This window comes from Bradyrhizobium sp. 35 (assembly GCF_023073215.1).
Lineage (GTDB): Bacteria > Pseudomonadota > Alphaproteobacteria > Rhizobiales > Xanthobacteraceae > Bradyrhizobium > Bradyrhizobium canariense_D.
In genome coordinates this window covers 46,737-71,534 of the sequence record NZ_JADPJC010000133.1, presented here as the reverse complement: position 1 = coordinate 71,534, position 24,798 = coordinate 46,737, and the positions used below count along the sequence as shown (strand labels likewise).

The window sequence follows — 24,798 nt, the reverse complement described above, 5'->3', positions numbered from 1 at the left end:
CGGCTGCCCTGTACAGAGGCGGCCGTTCACATGGCCCAACGATTTTCCGCTTCAATCTGCAAGTTTTTTATGCCATTTGCCCGGAAAGATGCCAGATTGACGCTGCGCCGGGGACATACGGCGCGGCGCATCCCGGGGAATAGGCCTGACCATGAAACTCGTCGTCGCGATCATCAAACCCTTCAAGCTCGATGAGGTCCGTCAGGCCCTGACGGCGATCGGCGTCCACGGCATGACCGTGACCGAAGTGAAGGGCTATGGCCGCCAAAAGGGCCACACCGAGATCTATCGCGGCGCCGAATATGTCGTGAATTTCCTGCCGAAGCTGCGGATCGAGATCGCGGTTGCCTCCGATATCGCCGAGAAGGCCGTCGCGGTCATCACCGCGACCGCGCGCACCGGCCAGATCGGCGACGGCAAGATCTTCGTCACGCCGATCGATCACGCGACCCGCATTCGCACCGGCGAGACCGACAGCGACGCGCTCTAGATTTTTGCTTTGACGCGTTTTCTTTTCGCGAACCGGTAACCGCTTCGCTCGACAACGCTCTTCTTCGATCGCACCGGGCAACGGCGCCACGGCGTGCGACACAATCAATAGCTGGGGGAAACGACATGGCGGGATTGTTGCGCCGCGCGGCTGCTATCGCCGCGCCGATCGGGCTTGGGTCGATCATGGCTTCGCCGGCGCGTGCCGCGGGCTCCGAGATCAACACTGCCGACACCGCCTGGATGATCGTCGCCACCGCGCTGGTGCTGATGATGACGATCCCGGGGCTCGCGCTGTTCTATTCCGGCATGGTGCGCAAGAAGAACGTCCTCGCCACCATGGCGCAGAGCCTCGCCGCAGTGACGATCATCTCCATTCTCTGGGTCGCGTTCGGCTATTCGTTGTGCTTCGTCGGCGACGGCCCGTGGATCGGCACGCTCGACCGCTGGTTTCTCTCCGGTATGACCATGGACAGCGTCAACCCGGCGGCGAAGACGATCCCGGAAGCGCTGTTCATGCTGTACCAGATGACGTTTGCGATCATCACGGTGGCGCTGGTCGCGGGCGCGGTGGCCGACCGGATGCGGTTCTCCGCTTATCTCCTCTTTTCCGTGGCCTGGTTCATCTTCGTCTACATTCCACTCGCGCATTGGGTGTGGGGCGGCGGCTTCCTCGCCGGAATGGGCGTGCTGGATTTCGCCGGCGGCCTCGTGGTGCATCTGTCGGCCGGCACCGCCGGCCTCGTCGCGGCGAAGGTGATGGGACGCCGTCATGGCTACGGCACGGAAAATCTCTCGCCATTCGATCTGTCGCTCGCGGTGATGGGCACCGGCCTGTTGTGGGTCGGCTGGTTCGGCTTCAACGGCGGCTCGGCGGGCGCAGCCAATTCTCGCGCGGTGATGGCGATCATCGCGACCCATCTCGCAGCCTGCTCCGGCGCGCTGACCTGGGGCGCGATCGAATGGTCGACGCGGCGCAAGCCGTCCGTGCTCGGCATGATCTCCGGCGCGGTGGCCGGCCTCGGCACCATCACGCCGGCCTCGGGATTCGTGGCGCCCTGGCACGGCATCGTCATCGGCGTGATCGCAGGCCTCGTCTGCTACTGGGCCTGCACCTGGCTGAAGCACCGCTTCGACTATGACGATTCGCTCGACGTGTTCGGCGTCCACGGCATCGGCGGGATGACCGGGACCCTGCTGGCCGGCGTGTTCGCAACGAGCGCGATCGGCGGCACCGCCGGCCTGCTCGAAGGCCATCCGCAGCAGCTTCTTATCCAGCTCTACGGGGTCGCCGTCACCTTCGTCTGGTCGGCAGGCATGAGCTTCGTCCTGCTCAAGCTGGTCGGTCTGTTCGTGCCGTTGCGGGTCTCCCGCGAGCACGAACTCGAGGGGCTGGATATTTCGCAGCACGGCGAGGCGCTGCAGTAATTGGGCTTGCGCAACACATAAGCGTATGCTTATGTGTCGCCATGATCGAAGCCGACATCTTCAAAGCGCTGGCCGACCCGACCCGCCGCAAGGTCTTTGAGAAGCTTGCCGGCGGAAGCCTGAATGCCAGCGCCTTGCGCGACGGATTGGAGATCAGCCAACCGGCGATGTCGCAGCATCTCGCGGTGCTGCGCGGCGCGGGCCTGGTGCGCGAACAGCGGCAGGGCCGCTTTGTGAATTACGAAGTCGATCCCGAAGGAATCTCCGCGATCGGGGCCTGGCTTGCGCGCTACCGCGCCTATTGGCCGAAACGCATGGATGCCCTCGCCGATCTCTTGAAGGAGATGGATCAATGAGCGACGCCGTGAAGCCTGATCCCTCCGACGCAGACTTGGCGCTCAAAACAGACCTGGTGCTCGAATATGAATTCGATGCGCCGCCGGCCAAGGTCTGGCGCGCGGTGACCATTCCGGCTTTGCGCGAACGCTGGTTGCCGGATTGCGATCTTGCGGGCGCCGAGCCGGAATCAGCGATCCCGGGCCAGGAGGTGCGCTACCGGCTGCGCGATTCCGAACCGCCGTTTCGCGAAAGCCATGTCATCTTCCGGATCGAGCCGAACGAGGATGGCGGCACCCGCTTTCGCATCATCCAGCAAGCCTGCGAGATCCGTATGAAGCTGCCGCAGCCGGCCAACAGCAATGGCTGCCTGATGCGCGCGGCCGCCTGACACCAACACCACTTCATCACCCGCAGAAAATGGAGGTCGCCGATGCGCGACATGCTTCAGCTCGTCCCTATGGTCGTCGAACAATCCGCCCGCGGCGAGCGATCCTTCGACATCTATTCGCGCCTGTTGCGCGAGCGCATCATCTTCCTCAATGGCGAGGTCAATGATGCGATGTCCGGACTGGTCTGCGCGCAGCTCCTGTTTCTGGAGGCGGAGAATCCGAACAAGCCGATCAATCTCTACATCAATTCCTATGGCGGCGTGGTCACCAGCGGCCTTGCGATGTACGACACCATGCAATTCATCAAGGCGCCGGTGCATACGCTGTGCATGGGCACCGCGCGCTCGATGGGCTCGTTTCTGCTGATGGCCGGCGAGCCCGGTCACCGCGCCGCCCTGCCCAATGCGAGCCTTCACGTGCATCAGCCGCTCGGCGGCTTTCAGGGCCAGGCGTCCGACATCCTGATCCACGCCACCGAAATGCAGGAAACCAAGCGGCGCATCATCCGGCTCTATGCCCAGCATTGCGGGCGCCCCGAACCGGACGTGGAACGGACCTTGGACCGCGACCATTTCATGACCGCGCAGCAGGCGGTCGACTGGGGCCTGATCGACCGGGTCTTCGCGGAACGCAGCGCCGCCTGACGGTCCCTGCCGGGGACCCGTCCGGCAAGCCTCGCCCGCTCAAGCAGGTTGGCCGGTTGCGCGCATTCCGTGAGCACAAGTGCGACGGGCCCGATATTTCGCGGCACGACAAGCCCTGCAATAGGCGCGCGCCTTACGGAAATACCTTTCTGCTGCCCTACGTGTGAGCACCAATGTGTCGACAGCCTGTCGTGCCTGTATTTTAATCAGGCATGGTCAGGTATTGAGCGCGGCGTAATGGCGCACTGCACGGCACTACGCGTCAAACGCGAAAACACCCGTTTTCATAGTCCGTTAGGCAACACGCCCGATCTGGCACGGCATTTGATTCTAAGGGTCCTGGCTGTGCCCGCGTAGTGAACTTTCTCCCTCGTGGCGAACCAGTCGAGAAGCGCCCGGCCACGTCCGGACCGGGCCCAAGCGGGGATAGGACCCATGAAAATTGTTATGGCGATTATTAAGCCATTCAAGCTGGAAGAAGTCCGTGACGCCCTGACCGCCATCGGCGTTCACGGTCTCACGGTGACGGAAGTCAAGGGATATGGCCGCCAGAAGGGCCATACGGAAATCTATCGCGGCGCCGAATATGCCGTGAGCTTCCTGCCCAAGATCAAGATCGAGGTCGCTGTCGCCTCCGACCAGGTCGACAAGACCATCGACGCCATCACGACCGCCGCGAAAACCGGACAGATCGGCGACGGCAAGATCTTCGTCATCAATCTCGACCATGCGGTTCGCATCCGCACCGGCGAGGCCGATGCTGCGGCCCTTTGATTTCGCGCTCAATCAAAATTCAATCAGGAGTAAATGAAATGACGTTTAAGCGTCCCTATGGCGCGGGATTGGCGGCTCTCGCAGTCGGCCTGTTCGCTGCGACCGCAGCCTACGCCGAGCCAACGGTCAACAAGGGAGACAACGCCTGGATGCTGACATCGACAGTGCTCGTGCTGTTGATGACGATCCCCGGCCTCGCGCTGTTCTACGGCGGCCTCGTCCGTTCCAAGAACATGCTCTCCGTCCTGATGCAGGTGTTCTACACCGTCTGCGTCGTCACCGTGATCTGGGCCGTGTACGGCTACAGCCTCACCTTCACCGGCGGTTCCGACTTCATCGGCGGCTTCTCCAAGGCCTTCATGATGGGCGTCACCACCGACTCGAAGGCCGCGACCTTCTCGGTCGACGCCAACATCTCGGAGCTCATCTATATGTGCTTCCAGATGACCTTCGCGGCGATCACGCCCGCCCTCATCGTCGGCGCCTTCGCCGAACGCATGAAGTTCGCGGCGCTCGCGCTCTTCGTCCCGCTCTGGGTCACGCTGATCTACTTCCCGATCGCGCACATGGTCTGGTACTGGCCCGGCCCGGACATGATCCAGGACGCAGCCAAGGCTCTGGCTGCTGCGGCTGATGGCGCGGCGAAGACCGCAGCGCAGGCCAAGCTCGATGAGATCAACGCCGACGCAGGCTGGATCTTCAAGAAGGGCGCGATCGACTTTGCGGGCGGCACCGTGGTGCACATCAACGCCGGCATCGCAGGCCTCGTCGGCGCCCTGCTGATCGGCAAGCGCGTCGGCTACGGCAAGGAGCTGATGGCTCCGCACTCGCTGACGATGTCGATGATCGGCGCCTCGCTGCTCTGGGTCGGCTGGTTCGGCTTCAACGCCGGCTCCAACCTCGAAGCCAACGGCGGCGCAGCCCTCGCCATGACCAACTCCTTCGTCGCCACCGCAGCCGCCGCGCTGTCGTGGATGTTCGCGGAGTGGATCATCAAGGGTCACCCGTCGGTGCTCGGCGTCATCTCCGGCGCTGTCGCGGGCCTCGTGGCCGTCACGCCTGCCGCCGGCTTCTCCGGCGTGATGGGTGCGATCGTCCTCGGCCTCGTGGTCGGCGTGGTCTGCCTGTTCTTCTGCACCGTCGTGAAGAACGCGCTCGGCTACGACGACTCCCTCGATGTGTTCGGCGTGCACTGCGTCGGCGGCATCATCGGCGCCCTCGGCACCGGCATCCTCGTCAATCCGGCGCTGGGTGGTGCGGGCATCATCGACTACACCGCGATCCCGCCGAAGGTTGCCGATTACGACTTCGCGGCGCAGATGATCTCCCAGGTCTGGGGCGTCGGCACCACGCTGGTGTGGTCGGGCATCGGTTCGGCGATTCTCTACAAGGTCGTCGATGTGATCGTTGGCCTCCGCGCCAATGTCGAGAGCGAGCGTGAAGGCCTCGACATCACCGAGCACACAGAGCGCGCCTACAACATGTAAGTCTCCTCCCGGGCGCGGCCTCCTCGGAGGTCGCGCTCACAACTACGGTTTGGGGCACATACCCGGCAATGTCCCGACCGTTGAGGGGCTCCAGCGCAAGTTGGAGCCCCTTTCTTTTTGGTCCCGTGCCGCTGGGCCGTCATAAGTTAAATTGCATTGCTGCGAGCTTGCTGAATATCATGCTCCCCGTTTGGAGCAGGATTTCATGCGTCTGCCCTATTGCCTAGTCTGGTGTTTCCTGTTGCTCGCTTTGTCGAGCCTCGATGCCCGCGCGGACAAGCGCGTCGCGCTGGTGATTGGCAACGGCGCTTACCGAAACGTTCCCCCGCTCGCCAATCCGACCAACGATGCGGCCGATGTCGGCGCGGCCCTCAAGCGATCGGGGTTCGATCCTGTTGTCACGACCGACCTCGACCAGTCCGCCATGCAGGACACCATTCTTCGCTTCGCGCGTGAGGCCCGCGGCGCCGATGTCGCCCTGTTCTATTACAGTGGGCACGCGCTCCAGTTCGCCGGCGTCAACTATCTGGTGCCTGTCGATGCCGTCGTTCGCGACGAGGTCGATCTGCGCCGTCTGGTGCGCGCCGACGAGATCCTGGCGGATCTGCAGCAGGCCAAGAACCTGCGCATCCTCGTGCTCGACGCCTGCCGCGACAATCCATTTGCCGACGAGTTGCGGCGAAACGTCGGACAGGGCCGTGGCGTCACCGTCTCACGCGGCCTTGCCAAGATGGAAAGTCCCGAGGGCACCATCATTTCCTACGCGACACAGGCCGGCCGGACCGCCGACGACGGCAGCGGCCGCAACAGCCCCTACACCAGCGCGTTCCTGGAGCACATCGGCGACAAGGGCAACGTCAACACGGTATTTCAGACGATCAGCGCCGGCGTCTACCAGCGCTCCAAAGGCTCGCAAGTACCGGAGCTGTCGCTGTCGTTCTTCGGCGAGTTCTACCTGAACGGCAAGCCCGAGACGGCGGCGTTGTCGCCTGCGACGCCTCAGGTCGATCCCTGCGCGGAGGCCGGAGACCATTGGCGTAGCGCGGAAGCGCTGGGAACGCTCGCGGCATTCAAGGATCACCTCGCACGCTTCCCGGCCTGCGCGTTCGCAGATCTGGCGAAATCGCGCGTCGAGACCTTGGCGAAACCATCAGACACCGCCAAGCGCGTAACCGCATTCGATGGAACCTGGATCGCGAAGGAGACTTGCGAGAACAAGCCCCCATTTCCCGAGGCCTATTTCCAGTATGCCCTGCGCGTCAAGGATGGCGTGCTGCACACTCTCTCCGGGGAAGAGGGCAAGCCCGGTGCCACAATCTATGACGGGAAGATCGAAGCGGATGGCAGCGCGACTGTCACCGTCAACGGGCTGATTGGCGAGAAGGATCCGCTGCGCCGCACAGCCGGCGCGCCCTATCAGTACAAGCTCGCACTCGAGCTGAAAGGAACCACCGGCGCCGGCGTCCGCACCGATACCAGCCGACCGTGTCGGATGGAACTCTCCAAGCTGACGACACAGAGCCCCGCTGCAAGTCCGGGCCAACCTGATTCGAAGCGGGCGCCCAAGCGCGAGGACAAGACGGCCGTGCTGCCGCCAGATCAGGCCGGAGCAGGGCAACCGCGGCAGACCGGAAGCGGCATGAGCTGTTCGTTCATGCGAAGCAGGTGCGCCACGGCATGCGTCGGTATGGGTGGCCGCGCGGATTGCGCTTCAACCGCTTGTCCACGGCTGGAAGCCGAGTGCATGAGCAGCGGGTGCTGGCGCGGCCGGGGATTCAACGGCTGCGGACTTGCCAAGAGATAGATGCACGAACCGGCTGCAGGAGGTCTGTCTTGGTCCGTCCAGGCGAAAGAAAAAGATTGCCATTCCACACCGCCCGCGCAGAAATATCGACCACAAGAAACAACAATCGGGAGGTCGTCATGCGTTTGGAAGGCGGATGCTATTGCGGCGAAGTGCGCTATGTCGCCGAGGGCGACCCGATGATGCAGGCGCAGTGTCATTGCCGCGAGTGCCAGTACATCTCGGGCGGCGCGCCCAACACCTTCATCGCGATGCCGGCGGCTGGCTTCAGCTACATCACCGGGCAACCCAAGCAATTCGCGCGCAAGGACCTCGAACGCGCCGTCACGCGCGAATTCTGCGCTCAATGCGGGACCCATCTGGTGACCAAGGTTCCCGGCCTGCCGGCGGCGATCCTGAAGGTCGGCACGCTGGACGAACCTGCGCAGTTCCATCCGCAGATGGCGATCTACACCTGCGACAAGCAGGACTTCCACGCGATCCCCGCGGGCATGGCGACATTCGAGAAGCTGCCGGGGCATTAGGGCGCCTATCCGCCAAAGCCGTCATAAGCCGTCATGCCCGGGCTTGTCCCGGCATCCACGTTCTTGGACGCCGTCGGAAAGGCCGTGGGTGGCCGGGACAGGCCCGGCCATGACATCGCCAAGACGTCCACCCCCTCGCAATGGCATGACCAGCTCCGAGAGCCGCCCGTGGCCTCATTATTCCTGCTCTGGACCGAGGCGGCGACCGATGGTTAATCGCGTCTTAACCTCGCCCTATCTATGGTGAACTGAACCGCTTCCCGTCGGCGCCGTGCTGCGACCGGCTGTTCCAAGAGTGCTGGCGTCCAGAATGGCTATGACCGCTTCATCCCGTGCGCCGCAGGACAGTGGAAGCTCCGATAGCGAACGCTCTCCCTTCGTCCGGCTGAACGAGCTGCTGGCACCGCATCAGCCCGGCAAGCCTTTGATTTCGCTTGCCGTCGGCGAGCCGCAGCATCCGGTGCCTGATTTCGTCGGCCCGGTACTGGCCAAGCACATCGCCGATTTCGGCCGTTACCCCGCGAACAAGGGCACCGACCCGTTCCGCTTGGCCGCGGGCGCCTGGCTGTCGTCGCGTTTCAAGCTGCCGCGACCGCTCAATCCCGAGAGCGAGATTCTCGTCCTCAATGGCAGCCGAGAGGGGCTGTTCCTCGCCGCCATCGCGGCTGCGCGCTATGTCGGCCCGCGTCCCGGCAAGCCCGCGATCCTGATGCCGAACCCGTTCTATCCGGTCTATGGCGCCGGCGCCCGCGCCGCTGCTTGCGAGCCGGTCTACCTGCCGACCACCGCCGAGAACGGCTTCCTGCCCGATCTCGACGCCATCGACGAGGCGACGCTGGCGCGCACGGTGGCGTTCTATCTGGCCTCGCCCGCCAACCCGCAGGGATCGGTGGCCTCGCGCGATTATTTCATTCGCCTGAAGCAGCTCGCCGACCGCTACGGCTTCGTGATCCTCAGCGACGAGTGCTATTCGGAGATCTACACCCGCGAAGCGCCCGGCAGCGCGCTCGAATGCGCTGGCCCTGATTTCACCCGCGTGGTCGCGTTCCAGTCGCTGTCCAAGCGCTCGAACCTGCCGGGCCTGCGCGTCGGCTTCGCCGCCGGCGACAAAAAACTCATCGGCATGTTCCTCGAATTGCGCAACATCGCGGCGCCGCAGGTGCCGGTCCCGTTGCAGCATGTCGCGACCGTTGCTTACGGCGACGAGGCGCATGTCGAGGAGAACCGCAGGCTCTACCGCATCAAGTTCGATCTCGCCGACCAGATCATCGGCAATCGTTACGGCTATCGCCGGCCCGATGCCGGCTTCTGCGTCTGGCTCAACACGTCCGAAATCGGCGACGATGTGTCTGTGTGCCTGAAACTCTTCAAGGAAGCAGGCGTGCGCGTGGTGCCCGGCAGCTATCTGGCGCGGCTCCAGCCCGACGGCTTCAATCCCGGCGCAGGCTACATTCGCCTTGCGCTTGTGCAGGATGGCGAGACCACGGCGCAGGCGCTGCACCGCCTGGTCGAGACTCTGGGTTAGGCGGGGCCCATGAGCATGTCGACAATCGAACGTGTCATTCCCTTGGTCAGCCATCTGCCGCCCTCGATCCGCGAGGGGCTGGCGCGGCGCGTGCGCGAGCTCAGCGGTCTCGGCCTGATCGCATTGTCGGGCGCCGCCTCGGCGGCGCTGATGACCTGGTCAGTGCAGGATCCCAGCCTCAGCCACGCAACGTCGCGGCCGATCCGCAATATTCTCGGCTATGCCGGCGCGATCGGCGCCGACCTTGCGATGCAGATCCTCGGGCTCGGCGCGATCATGCTGGTCCTGACCGTCGCGGTCTGGGGCTGGCGCATGCTGACCCATCGCCCGTTCGACCGCGAGGCGCTGCGGCTCGGCTGCTGGATTCTCTGCACGGTGATCGCGGCGGGCTTCGTCAGCTGCTGGCCACATGGCGGCGCCTGGCCGCTGCCGACAGGCCTCGGAGGCGTGGTCGGCGATGCCCTGGTTCGCGCGCCCGCGGTGATCTTCGGACCGCCGGGCATGATCTATCGCATCGTGCTCGGCACGATCCTGTTCGCCGCGATGGCGGCGACCTTCCTGATCGCCTGCGGCCTCGGCGCACGCGAGCATGACGACGAACTCGCTGAGATCGAGGACGATGACAAGCCGCTCGACCTGGACGAGGAGAGCGATCGCGGTTCGGTATCGCTGGGCTGGCTGTTCCACGCCTTGATGAGCACGAAGGCACGACTGATCTGGTTGCTTGGCGCGGCCTACCGCTCGCTGGTCTCGAGCGGACCGAAGACCAAGGCCGTTGCCTTCAGCCGTCAGGAGCCGAAGCTCGGTGGCGGCCGCGCCGCGCCGCCGATCTCGCCGCAGTCCGAAGACGAGCACGACGAGGACGAGCACGAAGAAGACCACGAGGAGGAAGAGGAGGAGGAGCCCGCCGCGCGCGCGCCGCGCAAGAAGGCTGCTCCAAAGGCTGCTTCCAAGAAATCTTCCGACAAGTTCGAGCTTCCGTCCGTGTCGGTGCTGGCCGCGCCCAAGGCCGGCGATCGCCAGCCGCTCAGCAAGGCCGAGCTGGAAACCAATTCGCGCGCGCTCGAAGGCGTGCTGCAGGATTTCGGCGTTCGCGGCGAGATCGTGAAGGCCCATCCGGGTCCCGTGGTCACGCTGTACGAGCTGGAGCCGGCGCCGGGGATCAAATCGTCGCGCGTGATCGGACTTTCCGACGACATCGCCCGTTCGATGAGCGCGCTCTCGGCGCGCGTCGCCGTCGTGCCGGGCCGCAACGCCATCGGCATCGAGCTGCCGAACGCGCATCGCGAAAAGGTCTATCTGCGCGAGCTGCTGGTCGCCAAGGAGACTGTCGATTCGGTTGCGAAACTGCCGCTCTGCCTCGGCAAGACCATCGGCGGTGATCCCGTCATCATCGACCTCGCACGCACGCCGCACATGCTGATCGCCGGTACCACCGGCTCCGGCAAGTCGGTCGCCATCAACACCATGATCCTCAGCTTGGTCTATCGGCTGCGCCCGGACCAGTGCCGCCTGATCATGGTCGATCCGAAGATGCTCGAACTCTCCGTCTATGACGGCATTCCCCATCTGCTCACGCCCGTCGTGACCGACCCGAAGAAGGCGGTGGTCGCGCTGAAATGGGCCGTGCGCGAGATGGAAGAGCGCTACAAGAACATGGCCAAGCTCGGTGTGCGCAACATCGACGGTTACAACACGCGCTTGCTCGAATTGAAGGCCAAGGGCGAAGAGCCGACGCGCACGGTGCACACCGGCTTCGACAAGGAAACCGGCAAGGCGATCTACGAGGAAGAGAAGCTCTCGCTCGACCCGCTGCCCTACATCGTCATCATCGTCGACGAAATGGCCGACCTGATGATGGTTGCCGGCAAGGACATCGAAGGCGCGGTGCAGCGCCTCGCGCAGATGGCGCGCGCCGCCGGCCTGCACGTGATCCTCGCAACGCAGCGTCCATCGGTCGACGTCATCACCGGTACCATCAAGGCGAACTTCCCAACCCGCATCGCCTTCCAGGTGACGTCCAAGATCGACAGCCGCACGATTCTCGGCGAGATGGGTGCCGAGCAGCTGCTCGGCCAGGGCGACATGCTCTACATGGCCGGGGGCGGTCGCATCAGCCGCGTGCACGGACCTTTCGCGTCGGACGAGGAAGTCGAGAAGGTGGTGCGCCACCTCAAGACGCAGGGACAGCCGGAATATCTCGAAGCCGTCACGGCCGAAGAACCCAGCGAAGACGAGGACGGCGCGGTGTTCGACGCGTCCGCCATGGGCGCGGATGGCGGCGGCGATTTGTTCTTGCAGGCTGTTGCGATCGTCAAACGCGACCGTAAGGCCTCTACCAGCTATATCCAGCGCCGCCTGCAGATCGGCTATAACCGCGCCGCATCGCTGATGGAGCGCATGGAACTGGAGGGCATCGTCGGACCCGCCAACCACGCCGGCAAGCGCGAGATCCTGGTCGAGGAAGAAGACAGCCATATGTGAGGCGAGCCGCCTCAAACCATCATTCACGCAAAAACGTTATCTGCTTTTGGCCGAAATCACGCTAAAAGGGCGCCCAGCCACACAGGACGACGCGTTGATCAGACATCCGGACATTCGATTCGCTGCCATTGTCGCCGCGCGGAGCGCGCGCATGGCCGGCGTAATTCTCGTCACCGCCGCGATGGTGATCACGGCGTCGTTCGCGCAGACCGTTCCCGTGCCGAAGCCTGCACCGAAGGGCCGCGACGGCGGTCCGGCCGTTGGAGGGCCCGCGGTCACCGGCGCGACCCAGACGCCGCCCAATCCGGTGATTCCGGATCCACGCCGCAACGTGCCGAGCAGCATCTTCCAGACCTTCGATGCGAACCAGAAGGCCCAGGCCGCCAAGGTCAGCGCCTATTTGTCGTCATTGTCGACGCTGGTCGGGAATTTCGTCCAGGTCGGCCCCGACGGCAGCAAGACGCAAGGCGACTTCTACATCCAGAAGCCGGGCAAGGTGCGCTTCGAATATGACGCGCCGAGCCCGATCGACATCGTCGCCGACGGATCGTCGCTGGTGGTGCGCGACCGCAAGCTCGCGACGCAGGACGTCTATCCGCTGTCACAGACACCGCTGCGTTTCCTGCTGTCCGACCGCATCGACCTGATGAAGGACACCAACGTCGTCAACGTCTCGGCCGACGACGTCTTCGTCAGCGTCACCATCGAGGAGAAGCAGGCGCTGGTCGGCACCAGTCGCCTCTTGCTGATGTTCGGCGCCAAGGACGGCCAGTTGAAGCAGTGGACCGTCACCGACCCGCAGGGCTACGACACCACGATCGCGGTCTATAATCTGGATACGAGCAAGAAGCTCGATCCCGGCATGTTCAAGATCGATTTTACCAATTACGGCCCGTCGCCGGGCTGAGACTTACTCGCTGCTGCGATGATCGACATGCCCGGGCTTGTCCCGGGCATCCACGTTCTGGACCTACAATCTGGACCTACAAAAAGGCGTGGATGGCCGGGTCAAGCCCGGCCATGACGGATGGAGTTTGTTAGATCAATCTCATGCGTTTTTCCCTGACAACCTGGAACATCAATTCGGTGCGGCTGCGCATCGATCTGGTCGCAAAATTTCTCAAGAGCGCGCGGCCGGACGTGCTGTGTCTCCAGGAGACCAAGTGCATCGACGACGCTTTTCCGCTGAAGCGCTTCAAGCGGCTCGGCTACGAGCATGTCGCGTTGAACGGCCAGAAGGGTTATCACGGCGTCGCCATCGTCTCGAAGATTCCGTTCGAGTCGAAGGACATCCGCACCTTCTGCGACAAGGTGGATTCACGCCACATCTCGGTGTCGTTCGGTGAGAGGGCCGGGATCGCGAAACCCCTGGTGGTGCATAATTTCTACGTGCCCGCCGGCGGCGACATTCCCGATCCCGCGCTGAACGAGAAATTCGATCACAAGCTCCGCTTCCTCGACGAGATGAAGGCGTGCGAGCCGTTGCATCCGCGCGGCGAGGATCGCCACATCCTGGTCGGCGATCTCAACGTTGCCCCGCATGAGAATGACGTCTGGTCGCACAAGCAGCTTCTGAAAGTGGTGTCGCACACGCCCATCGAAACCGAGAAGCTGCAAGCCGCGCTCGCCGCCGGCGAATGGGTCGATGTCGCGCGCGATCGCATTCCGATGTCGGAAAAGGTCTACACGTGGTGGAGCTACCGCTCCGCCGATTGGACTGTCGGCGACCGCGGCCGCAGGCTCGACCACATCTGGGTCTCGCGCGCGCTGAAAGATGCGGTGAGTGATTTCAAGATTTTGCGCGATGCGCGGAGCTGGGAGCGTCCGTCGGATCATGTGCCGGTGACGGTGACGCTCGAGGTTTAATGTCGCTCTGGCGAAAGCCAGGCCCATTACACCAATCTTCGTTGTTGCGCGAGGACATCGGCAATCGCACCAAGCCAGAAACATTTGGGATGACGGGTCCTGGCCTTCGCCAGGACGACATCACGACGTCAGCTTCGCACCCGCCATCAATATATCGCTGGCGATCTGGCTGGAGCGCACCGCGAATTCGTCGCGCAGGCGGACGGCGGCGGCGGGGTCGCTTTCGAGCACACGCTGAAACAGGCTGCGCGCGACGCGGATGACGGAGGCGTGCTCGATCGCGATCGCGCTCGACGGCCGCTTCATCGGCACGATCAGCGCGAGCTCGCCGATCAACGCACCGGGACTTGCGATCATCTCCGCACCGGCGCCGTCGTCGACCCGGAAGGCGCCGCGCTGGACCACGAAGCCGGCATCGGCATCGTCGCCGAGATTGAACAAGACGTCGCCGCGGACGAAGTCACGCTGCTCGGAGCCGATCGCCAGCATGCGCAACGAAGCGTCTCCCAACAGGCGCAGTGTCGGGACACGCTCGAGAAGCGCTACATCATCGTCGATTGACATTCAGGTCCGGGGCTCAAGGGCACGCAATCTAAAACGATTCGCACGCCCCTGAAGCGTATCACGGCACCAGCTTGTAGCCACCGGCTTCCGTGACCAGGATTTCCGGGTTCGCGGCGTCCTTCTCGATCTTCTGGCGAAGCCGGTAAATGTGGGTTTCCAGCGTGTGGGTGGTGACGCCGGAATTGTAGCCCCAGACCTCCTGGAGCAGGGTCTCGCGCGAGACCGGCATCTGGCCGGCCCGGTAGAGGAAGCGGAGGATGGCGGTTTCCTTCTCCGTCAGCCGGACCTTGCGCGCATTGGCGGCGGTCAGCATCTTGGAGCCGGGCCGGAAAGAGTAGGGGCCGACCGAGAACACTGCGTCCTCGCTGGCTTCGTGCTGCCGGAGCTGGGCGCGGATGCGCGCCAGCAGTACGGCGAAGCGGAAGGGTTTTGCGACATAGTCGTTGGCGCCGGATTCCAGCCCCAAAATCGTGTCGGAATCGGTGTCATGCCCGGTGAGCATGATGATCGGAGCCTTGAACCCGCCCTTGCGTAAGGAACGGACCACTTCGCGGCCATCGGTGTCGGGCAGGCCAACATCCATCAGGACGAGATCGGGGGCATTGGCCTTCGCGGCGCTCGCGCCCTTGGCGCCGGTATCGACCGCGGAGGCTTCAAATTCTTCGTGCAGCGACAATTGCTCCACCAACGTATCGCGCAGATCGGTATCGTCATCCACGATCAGGATCTTGCGGGCATTGGCCATAGGGGGTCATCCTTTTGGGGTCCGGCGCGGCGCGCATCCATGCTGCACCCGGCCGAGAGGGAAGTTTAGGGGTCGCCGTTATTATTGTTGTTCGTCTTGAAGTAGTGGGCTGTTACCGATTCACAAGCCAGAACCACTCTAACCTAGAATAGCAGGCCGTTTTGATGAATGTCCTGTAATGAATTCGACATCGCACGTTCACATGAAAAATAAAGCTGCTTCAGCTAGTTACACCATGAACCGGAGCGCCGGGCCGCTCTCGGTGATCCGCGTTAAGCCTGCCGCCGGGAAGCCGCGCCGGGGCTGGCTGACCGCCGGAGCGCTGACGATTCCGGTGGCGCTCGGACGCGGCGGCATTCTGGCGAACAAGCGCGAGGGCGATGGCGGCACCCCGCGGGGCAGCTTCCGTCCGAGGCGATTGTGGTGGCGGGGCGACCGGCACAGCCGCCCGCAGACCTTCCTGCCGGCCCGGATCATCACCGGCGAGGACGCCTGGTGCGAGGATCCCAAGGACCGTCATTACAATCAGGGAATCCGCCTCCGCCAGGGGCAGGGCGGCGACCGGCTCAAGCGGGCCGACCATCTCTATGACTTCATCATCGAAATCGACCACAATACGAGGCCGCGGATCGCCGGCCGGGGCAGCGCGGTGTTCTTGCATCTGGCCCGCGACAATTTCGGCCCCACCGCAGGCTGCGTCTCGATGACCGAAGCGGCGATGCGACAATTGCTGCGGCGGCTTGGACCAAAAACAAAAATCATCATCGGATGAGGACACATGCTCGACAAGGATCAGATCGCCGCCGCTTCGCAGGTCCTGGTTAAACATTGGCGCGACGGCACCAAGCTTGACGCGCTGGAGCCAGAGTTGCGGCCTCAGAACCGCACCGAGGCTTACGCCGTGCAGGCTGCGCTCAGCGGGACTTTGTTCGGCTGGAAGATCGCGGCAACGAGCGAGTCCGGACAGAAGCACATCAATGTCGCGGGACCGTTGGCCGGTCGGATCATGAGCGACACCGTGATCGCCGATGGCGGCACCGCCTCGATGAAGGGCAACGCGATGCGCGTCGGCGAACCGGAGTTCGCTTTCGGCATGGGGCGCGATCTGCCGCCGCGCGCGGCGCCATATACTGTCGACGAGGTGCTCGCCGCCGTGGACAGCTTGCATCCCGCGATCGAGATTCCCGATTCGCGCTTTGCCGATTTCGCCAGCGCCGGCGAGGCGCAGCTCATCGCCGACAACGCCTGTGCGCATCTGTTCGTGCTGGGCGCAGCGACGAATGCGAACTGGCGTGCCATGGATCTCGTCGAAGAGCGGCCGCAGATCACGCTACGCGGCCAGCGCTATCTCGGCCACGGCAAGAACGTGCTCGGCGATCCCCGCATTGCCCTGGCCTGGCTGGCCAACGAGCTGCGTGGCCTCGGCATCATCTTGCGGGCAGGGGAGGTAGTGACCACGGGCACGTGCCATCCGCCGCTTCCGATCCAGGCGGGTGATCGGTTTGTCGCGGACTTTGGCGCGCTGGGGAAGGTGGCAGTGGGGTTTGAATAGGCCCCACATACACCACCGTCATTGCGAGCGCAGCGAAGCAATCCAGAATCTTTCCGCGGAGGGACTCTGGATTGCTTCGCTGTGCTCGCAATGACGAAATCGAGAGTTCGTATGGCGCTCTGCCGTCGCTAACGGCTCTCACCGGCGCCCGAAGATCGCACTGCCCACGCGCACATGGGTGGCGCCGAGCATGATCGCGGTCGCATAATCCGCGCTCATGCCCATCGAGAGCTTCTTCAATCCATTGCGCGCGGCGACCTTGGCGGTCAGCACGAAATGCGCCGCCGGCGGCTCGTCTACCGGCGGGATGCACATCAACCCCGAGATCGTCAGCCCGTAGGTGTCGCGGCAGCTCGCGATGAAAGCATCGGCCTCGCCGGGCGCGATGCCCGCCTTCTGCGGCTCCTCACCGATATTGATCTGCACGAACAATTCCGGGTGCTTGTTCTGGGATTCGATTTCCTTGGCTAACGCCTGGCAAATGCTCGGGCGATCGACCGAATGGATGGCATCGAACAGCGCGACTGCCTCTTTCGCCTTGTTGGATTGCAGCGGGCCGATCAGATGCAGCGCGATATCGGGGTAAACAGAAGTTAACGCGGGCCACTTGCCTTTGGCCTCCTGCACGCGATTCTCCCCGAATACGCGCTGCCCGGCGCCGATGACCGGGGTAATTGCATCCGCGGCGAAAGTTTTCGACACCGCGATCAGCGTCACGGAGGCACGCTCGCGCCGCGCATCCTTGCAGGCGCGCGCGATTTCGGCTTCGACCGCGGCGAGCGCGTTTGGTGAATGGCCGGTTAGCGGCGCGGCGTTGGCTTCAGTCATGATGTCGCATCGGAGCTGGTTGTTGCGGAGCTAGTTCTAATTTTACCGAGTTCAAGAAAGAGTTTTTGAACCCCTCGCTTTACCTTAGCCGCGGGGTGGGCAGCGAAGATGTCAAACGTCAGTTTCAACCGCAAACGAGCGAAACTCAAGCAGGTTCTCGGAATCCGGGCGCGGCTTGCGTTGCTCGCGGTGATTCTGGTGACGCCTTTGATGTTCGAACGCATCCGATCGCTGGAAGACACGCGCACACGGCAGATCGCACAGGCCACAGCCGAATTCACCACCGTTGCAAGACACAGCGCCGATGCGCAGCGCGAGGTGATCTCGTCGGTCGAGACCATCCTGAAATCGGAAGCTTTCATCCGCGCCTCCGCCGGCGGCATCAGCAAGAGCTGTGACGTGCTGCGCGCGAGCCTGCCGTCGAACCTTCCCTGGATCCGCACGCTTCTGATCGCCGGCCAGGACGGGCGCATCCAGTGCGCCACCAACAACATGTATGTCGGCCTGGACCTCAGTGACCGGCCGTATTTCCAGCAGGCGCAGGAAACCGGCCGCTTCGTCCTGAGCGACTTCATCCTGTCGCGCCCGGTGCTGACACCGACCGTCATGGCGGTTTACCCGGTGTCCGCCTTCAGCGGCGTAGCGGATGCCGTCGTGCTCGCCACCGTCAACCTCGACTGGATGTCGAAGGTCATGAGCAATCTGGGGGGGCGCGCCGGCATCACGGCCGTGCTGGTCGACAGCACCGGCACCGTGCTGGCGGCACCGGCCGACCAGCATAGTGCGATCGGCCGTCCGCTCGGCAACATGCCGCTGATGTCCGCGATCGCCGACAAGGCGCTGAGGTCTGACCAGGACGAAGGTTCACTCTCTTTCCTCGCTGCCGACGGGTCCCGCCGCGCGGTCAGCTATATCCGCATCGCCGGAACCAATGCCCGCCTGATCGCCAGCATCGACGAGGACAAGGTGTCCGCGGCCGTGAGCCGCGACATCCGCACCGCCTATCTCCAGCTCGGTTTCGTCGTCGTATTCGTGCTGCTCGGCGCGCTGATCGCAGCCGAGAAACTGGTGATCAAGCCGATCAGGATGCTCGCCGACATGGCCAAGCGTCTGGGCGAGGGCGATCTGTCGGCGCGTGCCGCGCGCAATCGCCTGCCGGCCGAGTTCGTGCCGCTCGCCCGCGCGTTCAACGCGATGGCCGCACAGCTCAGCCAGCGCGAACGCGAGCTGATGGCGAGCAATGACCGACTCACGGTGATGGCCTCGATCGACATGTTGTCGGGGCTTGCCAACCGCCGCGGCTTCCAGAGCCGCCTCGATTTCGAATGGATGCGCGCGCAGCAATATGGCAGCGACCTCGCGCTGTTGATGATCGACGTCGACCATTTCAAGCTGTTCAACGACACCTACGGCCATCTCGAAGGCGATTCTTGCCTGACCAGGCTCGGCGAATCGCTGTCCGGCATCGCCGCCGACACGATGGGCTTCGCGGCCCGCTACGGCGGCGAGGAATTCTGCCTGTTGCTGCCGAACACCGACGTGGCGCGCGCCGTCGAAATTGGCGAACAGGCGCGTGCGGCCGTGCTGAAGCTGGGCCTGCCGCACATCACCTCCGACCACATGATCGTCACCGTCTCGATCGGCGTTGCCGCGACCAAGCCCAACGAGAGCTTGCGTCCGGGCGATTTGATCGAAGCCGCCGACGCCGCGCTCTACGCCGCCAAGCACCGCGGTCGCAACAACGTCGTCGAGCATGGCATCACGGTGATCGACAACGGCGCGGCGGAAATGATGATGGCGGGCTGAGGGCTAACCCGCAGCCCGGACGCGATCGACCTCGCTCTCGGTGACCAGGCCCGGCGAGCCGAACAGGACTCTCCGTATTTTTGCGGAGCAGCCTTGCGGCGCCGCGCCGCCAGCGGCAACCCATTGACCCCCCGAGGACTTCTATGGCCTAGTCCGCCGTCTTTAGACGGCCAGATCCACGAAAACCCAACGATTCCATGACCTCCGAACGCTACAACGCCCGCGACGCCGAACCGCGCTGGCAAGCCGCCTGGGACCAACAGGCGATCTTCGTCTCCAAAAACGACGATCCGCGGCCGAAATACTATGTGCTTGAGATGTTCCCCTACCCGTCGGGGCGCATCCATATCGGCCATGTCCGCAATTACACGCTTGGCGACGTACTGGCCCGCTTCATGCGAGCCAAGGGTTTCAACGTGCTGCACCCGATGGGCTGGGACGCTTTCGGCCTGCCGGCCGAGAACGCCGCGATCGAGCGCAAGGTCGCACCGAAGGCCTGGACCTACGCCAACATCGCCGCGATGAAGAAGCAGCTCCGTTCGATCGGACTGTCGCTGGACTGGAGCCGCGAGATCGCGACCTGCGATCCCTCCTATTACAAGCACCAGCAGAAGATGTTTCTGGACTTCCTGCGCGAAGGCCTCGCCGAGCGCGAGAAGCGCAAGGTGAACTGGGACCCCGTCGACATGACCGTGCTCGCCAACGAGCAGGTGATCGACGGGAAGGGCTGGCGTTCGGGTGCCGTTGTCGAGCAACGGGAAATGAACCAGTGGGTCTTCAAGATCACGAAGTACTCGCAGGAGCTGCTGTCTGCACTGGATACGCTGGACCGCTGGCCCGACAAGGTGCGGCTGATGCAGCGCAACTGGATCGGCCGGTCCGAGGGCCTGCTGATCCGCTTCGCGCTCGACGCGACGACGACGCCGGCCGGCGAGAGCGAGCTGAAGATTTTTACGACACGCCCCGACACGCTGTTCGGCGCGAAGTTCATGGCGATCTCGGCCGATCATCCGTTGGCGCAGGCAGCCGCGGCTAAGAATCCGAAGCTTGCCGAGTTCATCGGCGAGATCAAGCGGATGGGCACGGCGCAGGAGATCATCGACACCGCCGAGAAGCAGGGATTCGATACCGGCATCCGCGCGGTCCACCCGTTCGATCCGAGCTGGAAGCTGCCGGTCTATGTCGCCAACTTCGTGCTGATGGAATACGGCACCGGCGCCATTTTCGGCTGTCCCGCACACGACCAGCGCGACCTCGACTTCGTCAACAAGTACGCTCTCGGCAACACGCCGGTGGTGTGCCCCGAGGGCCAGGATCCGAAATCATTCGTCATCACCGATACCGCCTATGACGGTGACGGCCGCATGATCAATTCGCGTTTCCTTGACGGCATGACCATCGATCAGGCCAAGGACGAGGTGGCGAAGCGTCTCGAGAGCGAGCTGCGCGGCAACGCGCCGGTCGGCGAGCGCCAGGTCAATTTCCGCCTGCGCGACTGGGGCATTTCGCGCCAGCGCTATTGGGGCTGCCCGATCCCCGTCATCCATTGCCCGAAATGCGACGTCGTGCCGGTGCCGGATGCCGATCTGCCCGTCGAACTGCCGGACGATGCGACCTTCGACAAGCCGGGCAACGCGCTCGATCATCATCCGACCTGGAAGCACGTCACCTGTCCGCAATGCGGCGGCAAGGCTAGCCGCGAAACTGACACCATGGACACCTTCGTCGATTCGTCCTGGTACTTTGCGCGTTTCACCGATCCCTGGAACGAGAACGCTCCGACGACGCCAGAGGTCGCCAACCGGATGCTGCCGGTCGACCAGTATATCGGCGGCGTCGAGCACGCGATCCTGCATCTGCTCTACAGCCGCTTCTTCACCCGCGCGATGAAGGCGACCGGGCACATCGCCCTGGACGAGCCGTTCGCGGGCATGTTCACGCAGGGCATGGTAGTGCACGAGACCTACCAGAAGGCCGACGGCACCTACGTCCAGCCGGTCGAGGTGAAGGTCGAGACCGGCGCCAACGGCCGCCGCGCCACGCTGCTAACGTCAGGCGAAGACATCCAGATAGGCCCGATCGAGAAGATGTCGAAGTCGAAGAAGAACACGGTCGATCCCGACGACATCATCGAGACCTATGGCGCCGACGTCGCCCGCTGGTTCATGCTGTCGGACTCCCCGCCCGAGCGCGACGTGATCTGGAGCGACGAGCGCGTCCAGGGCGCCTCGCGCTTCGTGCAGCGGCTGTGGCGGCTGGTGAACGATTCTGTGGAACCCGGCAAGGGCGCGCCGACGGCCCGGCCGGCCAGCTTCGGCCCGGACGCCACCGCCTTGCGCAAGGCTGCCCATGGCGCGCTGGACAAGGTCACCACCGGAATCGAGCGACTGCACTTCAACGTCTGCCTCGCCCATATCCGCGAATTCACCAATGCGTTTGCGGAGATCTTGCAACGTCCCGGCCAGCCGGCTCCAGATTTGGCCTGGGCGATCCGGGAGGCCAGCCAGATCCTGGTCCAGCTGTTCTCCCCGATGATGCCGCATTTGGCCGAGGAGTGTTGGCAGGTTCTGGGCCATAGCGGGCTGGTTTCCGAGGCCAATTGGCCCCAAATCGAACGCGATTTGCTGGTTGAAGACAGTGTGACCCTGGTGGTCCAGGTCAACGGTAAGAAGCGGGGCGAGGTCACAGTTGCAACAGCGGCCGAGAATCCGGAAATCGAGGCTGCCGTTTTGGCCCTCGATGCGGTAAAACTGGCCTTGGATGGCAAACCCGTCCGCAAGGTGATTATCGTCCCCAAGAGGATCGTGAATGTTGTCGGCTAGGATCCGCATCGCAGCCCGCTTGCTGGCGGTCGCCGCACTGGCGGCCATGACGGCCGGCTGCTTCCACCCGATGTATGCCGAGCACACCGACGGCACCCCCGGTCTGCGCGAGAAGCTGATGGGGGTCGATCTACCCCCGATCGCCAAAGCCAATGCCTCACGCGAGGCCCGGGTCGGCGTCGAGGTCCGCAACGCGCTGGCCTTCAAGCTCTATGGCAGCGCCACTGGCATGCCGCCAACCCACCGCCTCGAGATCCGCTTCGCAAGCAGCAAGACGTCGCTGATCGTCGATCCCAACACCGGCCTGCCCAGCAGCGAAAACTACGGCCTCGACGCCCAGTACAATCTGATCGAGGTCGTCAGCGGCAAGTCGGTGATGACAGGCACCACGTTCTCCCGCGTGTCCTACGACATGCCCGGCTCCTATCAGCGTTTCAGCCGCAACCGCGCGGTACGTGATGCCGAGGATCGTGCTGCCAACGAGATCGCCGAGAACATCACGACTCGACTCGCCTCGTTCTTCACCGCGGGCACTTAATTCATCCCGTCACCCCGGTTCGCCCGGAATGACGAGTCCCAGGCAACATGGTCGCGCTGCGCGGAAAAGAGATCGACGCCTTTCTCGCCCGCCCCGATGCGGGCCGTCCGATCATCCTGCTCTATGGTCCCGACGCCGGCCTGGTCCGCGAACGCGCGGATGCGCTGATCGCCTCGTCCGTCGACGATCCCAATGATCCCTTCTCGCTGGTCAAGGTCGATGGCGACGAGCTCTCCGCCGAGCCGTCGCGCCTCGTCGACGAGGCCATGACGGTGCCGCTGTTCGGCGGCCGCCGCGCCATCCGCGTGCGCGCCGGCTCGCGCAGCTTTGCCAGTGCTATCGACACGCTGGCGGAAATGGGCGTCAGGGATTGCCGCATCGTGATCGAGGCCGGCGAGCTGCGTCCGGAATCGCCACTGCGCAAGGCCTGCGAACGCGCCAAGACGGCCGTCGCGATCGCCTGCTATCCCGATACCGAGCGCGATCTCGCCAAGCTCATGGAAGACGAGCTCCGCATCGCCAATTTGCGCATCGCGCAAGATGCCCGCGCGGCGCTGATGTCGTTCCTCGGCGGCGATCGCCAGGCCTCCCGCAACGAGCTGCGCAAGCTCACGCTCTATGCCCATGGCAAGGGCGAGATCACGCTGGATGACGTGATGGCTGTCGTCGCCGATGCGTCGGAACTGAAACTCGATCCGATCGTCGATGGCGCCTTCGCCGGCCGGCCCGAGATCGTCGAGAACGAGTTTGCCAAAGCCATGATCGCCGGCACCTACCCCGGCGTGATCATCTCCGCGGCGCAGCGTCAGGCGGCGTGGCTGCACAAATCGGCGCTCGCAATCGCCGACGGCACGCCCGCATCCGCGGTGCTCGACAGCGGCTATCCGCGCCTGCATTTTTCGCGGAAGCCCGCGGTCGAAACCGCATTGCGCAATTTCAGCGTGGCGCGGCTCGCCGTCATCATCGAGCAGCTCGCGACCGCCGCGCTCGATACCCGCAAGCAATCCACCCTCGCCGCCGCCATCGCCCAGCGCACGCTGATGGCGATCGCCGCAAACGCGAAGCGGCGGAGCTGAGCTTCCCGCACTGTCCCCTCGTCATTGCGAGGAGCCCTTGCGACGAAGCAATCCAGAATCTCTCCGCGGAAAGATTCTGGATGGCTTCGCTGCGCTCGCAATGACGTGTGGATCGGCATGAGGTCCTGGCTTTCGCCAGGACGACACCAAGCGGCTACAGGGCGCCCTTCGCCAGCCGCCGCATCACCTCGTCGAGCTGATCGAGGTTGCGGTAGTTGATCTGGACCGAGCCGCCGGGGTCGCGGTGGCTCACCGTGACCTTGAGCCCGAGCGCGTCGCTGACGCGCTTTTCGAGGTCGACCGTGTCAGGGTCCTTTTCCTTCGCCCCCGTGCGCGCCTTCTGCGGCTTGCGCTCCGGCACGCCCTCTTCATGCGCCAACGCCTCGGCCTGGCGGACGTTGAGGCCCTCCTCGACGATGCGCTTGGCGGCAGCGAGCGGATCAGGCACGCCGATCAGCGCGCGGGCATGACCCGCGGTCAGCTCGCCGGTCGTGATCAGGGTTTGCACCTCGGCGGGAAGCTTCGTCAGCCGCATCATGTTGGCGATGTGGCTGCGGCTCTTGCCGACGACTTTGGCGATGTCGTCCTGGCTGCGTTTGAACTCGTTGGCGAGCGCGTGATACCCAAGCGCCTCTTCCATCGGGTTGAGGTCTTCGCGTTGCACGTTCTCGACGATCGCGAACTCCAGCGCATCGCTGTCGCTGATGTCGACGGGGACGATCGGCACTTCGTGCAGGCCGGCCATTTGCGAGGCGCGCCAGCGCCGTTCGCCGGCGATGATCTCGAAGCGGTCCTGCGCACCCTTCACCGGGCGCACCACGATCGGCTGGATCACGCCATGCTGCCTGATCGAATCGCTGAGCTCCCTGAGCTCGCTCTCCGAAAAGGTGCGGCGCGGGTTGCGCGGATTGGGCTTGATGAACTCGATCGGCACCTTGCGTTGCGCGCGCGGCCGATCGACATGCTGAGCCTCGCCGCCGACGTCACCGATCAGACTCGCAAGACCCCGGCCCAGTCGCGAACGCGCTTCGTCGGCCATCGCCAGCTCCCTTGGATTCACGCTGCACTCCAGAACTGAATTGTCGAAACTCGTAACTCGTAGCATCAACGCCGC

Annotated in this window: 23 protein-coding genes; 19 read left to right on the top strand and 4 right to left on the bottom strand. The window is 64.0% G+C overall.

All coding sequences use genetic code 11. The features are described 5' to 3' along the window. Positions 1-151 precede the first annotated feature (151 nt). The 13 genes from IVB36_RS27330 to xth all read left to right on the top strand — a co-directional run bounded on the left by IVB36_RS27330 (position 152) and on the right by xth (position 13,753). The gene (locus IVB36_RS27330) at positions 152-490 is read left to right on the top strand and encodes a P-II family nitrogen regulator (RefSeq protein WP_007598647.1); all 339 of its coding nucleotides are present in this window, start codon (positions 152-154) and stop codon (positions 488-490) included. Between the two features lie 125 nt (positions 491-615). Continuing rightward, positions 616-1,917, top strand: coding sequence for an ammonium transporter (locus IVB36_RS27325; RefSeq protein ID WP_018459666.1), 1,302 nt, complete (start codon positions 616-618; stop codon positions 1,915-1,917). Positions 1,918-1,958: 41 nt separating this feature from the next. Next, a complete protein-coding gene (locus tag IVB36_RS27320; protein WP_018459665.1) occupies positions 1,959-2,273 on the top strand; it encodes a metalloregulator ArsR/SmtB family transcription factor in 315 nt (104 codons plus the stop codon). Continuing rightward, positions 2,270-2,644 carry an SRPBCC domain-containing protein gene (locus IVB36_RS27315; RefSeq protein ID WP_018459664.1) on the top strand — a complete coding sequence of 125 codons (375 nt, stop codon included), beginning with the start codon at positions 2,270-2,272 and terminating at the stop codon, positions 2,642-2,644. Before IVB36_RS27320 ends, IVB36_RS27315 begins: the two co-directional genes overlap by 4 nt. Positions 2,645-2,686: 42 nt before the next feature. Further along, positions 2,687-3,289 carry an ATP-dependent Clp protease proteolytic subunit gene (locus IVB36_RS27310; RefSeq protein WP_018459663.1) on the top strand — a complete coding sequence of 201 codons (603 nt, stop codon included), beginning with the start codon at positions 2,687-2,689 and terminating at the stop codon, positions 3,287-3,289. A gap of 435 nt (positions 3,290-3,724) precedes the next feature. Beyond that, positions 3,725-4,063 (top strand): P-II family nitrogen regulator, encoded by a 339-nt coding sequence (locus tag IVB36_RS27305; protein WP_007598642.1) that lies wholly within the window; start codon positions 3,725-3,727, stop codon positions 4,061-4,063. A gap of 38 nt (positions 4,064-4,101) precedes the next feature. Next, positions 4,102-5,550 carry an ammonium transporter gene (locus IVB36_RS27300; protein WP_018459661.1) on the top strand — a complete coding sequence of 483 codons (1,449 nt, stop codon included), beginning with the start codon at positions 4,102-4,104 and terminating at the stop codon, positions 5,548-5,550. 205 nt (positions 5,551-5,755) lie between these two features. Then, positions 5,756-7,354: a caspase family protein gene (locus tag IVB36_RS27295; protein WP_039801002.1), complete on the top strand. Its 1,599-nt coding sequence runs from the start codon at positions 5,756-5,758 to the stop codon at positions 7,352-7,354. A gap of 119 nt (positions 7,355-7,473) precedes the next feature. Continuing rightward, on the top strand, positions 7,474-7,878 hold the full coding sequence (locus IVB36_RS27290) for a GFA family protein (RefSeq protein WP_018459659.1): 405 nt from the start codon (positions 7,474-7,476) through the stop codon (positions 7,876-7,878). A 310-nt stretch (positions 7,879-8,188) separates the two neighbouring features. Beyond that, complete coding sequence (locus tag IVB36_RS27285) at positions 8,189-9,403, top strand: aminotransferase class I/II-fold pyridoxal phosphate-dependent enzyme (RefSeq protein ID WP_026233857.1); 1,215 nt, start codon at positions 8,189-8,191, stop codon at positions 9,401-9,403. A 9-nt stretch (positions 9,404-9,412) separates the two neighbouring features. Further along, complete coding sequence (locus tag IVB36_RS27280) at positions 9,413-11,887, top strand: DNA translocase FtsK (protein WP_247393717.1); 2,475 nt, start codon at positions 9,413-9,415, stop codon at positions 11,885-11,887. 151 nt (positions 11,888-12,038) lie between these two features. Beyond that, positions 12,039-12,794 carry an outer membrane lipoprotein carrier protein LolA gene (locus tag IVB36_RS27275; RefSeq protein WP_018459655.1) on the top strand — a complete coding sequence of 252 codons (756 nt, stop codon included), beginning with the start codon at positions 12,039-12,041 and terminating at the stop codon, positions 12,792-12,794. A 143-nt stretch (positions 12,795-12,937) separates the two neighbouring features. After that, positions 12,938-13,753: an exodeoxyribonuclease III gene (gene xth, locus IVB36_RS27270; RefSeq protein ID WP_018459654.1), complete on the top strand. Its 816-nt coding sequence runs from the start codon at positions 12,938-12,940 to the stop codon at positions 13,751-13,753. A 120-nt stretch (positions 13,754-13,873) separates the two neighbouring features. Here xth and IVB36_RS27265 read toward each other — a convergent pair whose 3' ends face one another. Both IVB36_RS27265 and IVB36_RS27260 read right to left on the bottom strand, forming a co-directional pair. Then, the gene (locus IVB36_RS27265) at positions 13,874-14,317 is read right to left on the bottom strand and encodes a cyclic nucleotide-binding domain-containing protein (protein ID WP_007598631.1); all 444 of its coding nucleotides are present in this window, start codon (positions 14,315-14,317) and stop codon (positions 13,874-13,876) included. A 58-nt stretch (positions 14,318-14,375) separates the two neighbouring features. Next, entirely contained in the window at positions 14,376-15,062 is a 687-nt protein-coding gene (locus tag IVB36_RS27260; protein WP_007598630.1) for a response regulator transcription factor, read from the bottom strand. A 202-nt stretch (positions 15,063-15,264) separates the two neighbouring features. Here IVB36_RS27260 and IVB36_RS27255 point away from each other — a divergent pair, with 202 nt between their 5' ends. Next, complete coding sequence (locus IVB36_RS27255; RefSeq protein WP_026233855.1) at positions 15,265-15,834, top strand: L,D-transpeptidase family protein; 570 nt, start codon at positions 15,265-15,267, stop codon at positions 15,832-15,834. Between the two features lie 6 nt (positions 15,835-15,840). Next, on the top strand, positions 15,841-16,614 hold the full coding sequence (locus IVB36_RS27250; protein ID WP_018459652.1) for a fumarylacetoacetate hydrolase family protein: 774 nt from the start codon (positions 15,841-15,843) through the stop codon (positions 16,612-16,614). A gap of 138 nt (positions 16,615-16,752) precedes the next feature. Here the strand turns inward: IVB36_RS27250 and IVB36_RS27245 are convergent, their stop codons facing one another. Further along, positions 16,753-17,442 carry a YggS family pyridoxal phosphate-dependent enzyme gene (locus IVB36_RS27245; RefSeq protein ID WP_247393713.1) on the bottom strand — a complete coding sequence of 230 codons (690 nt, stop codon included), beginning with the start codon at positions 17,440-17,442 and terminating at the stop codon, positions 16,753-16,755. Between the two features lie 108 nt (positions 17,443-17,550). Between IVB36_RS27245 and IVB36_RS27240 the strand changes: the two genes are divergently transcribed. The 4 genes from IVB36_RS27240 (at position 17,551) to holA (ending at position 23,684) form a co-directional block, all read left to right on the top strand. Next, entirely contained in the window at positions 17,551-19,248 is a 1,698-nt protein-coding gene (locus IVB36_RS27240; RefSeq protein WP_247393710.1) for a diguanylate cyclase, read from the top strand. A gap of 197 nt (positions 19,249-19,445) precedes the next feature. Then, the gene (leuS, locus tag IVB36_RS27235) at positions 19,446-22,070 is read left to right on the top strand and encodes a leucine--tRNA ligase (protein WP_018459649.1); all 2,625 of its coding nucleotides are present in this window, start codon (positions 19,446-19,448) and stop codon (positions 22,068-22,070) included. Then, positions 22,057-22,608: an LPS assembly lipoprotein LptE gene (gene lptE, locus IVB36_RS27230; RefSeq protein ID WP_018459648.1), complete on the top strand. Its 552-nt coding sequence runs from the start codon at positions 22,057-22,059 to the stop codon at positions 22,606-22,608. Before leuS ends, lptE begins: the two co-directional genes overlap by 14 nt. Positions 22,609-22,655: 47 nt before the next feature. Further along, positions 22,656-23,684 carry a DNA polymerase III subunit delta gene (gene holA / locus IVB36_RS27225; protein WP_018459647.1) on the top strand — a complete coding sequence of 343 codons (1,029 nt, stop codon included), beginning with the start codon at positions 22,656-22,658 and terminating at the stop codon, positions 23,682-23,684. Between the two features lie 154 nt (positions 23,685-23,838). Here the strand turns inward: holA and IVB36_RS27220 are convergent, their stop codons facing one another. Beyond that, a complete protein-coding gene (locus tag IVB36_RS27220) occupies positions 23,839-24,723 on the bottom strand; it encodes a ParB/RepB/Spo0J family partition protein (RefSeq protein ID WP_018459646.1) in 885 nt (294 codons plus the stop codon). Positions 24,724-24,798 lie beyond the last annotated feature (75 nt).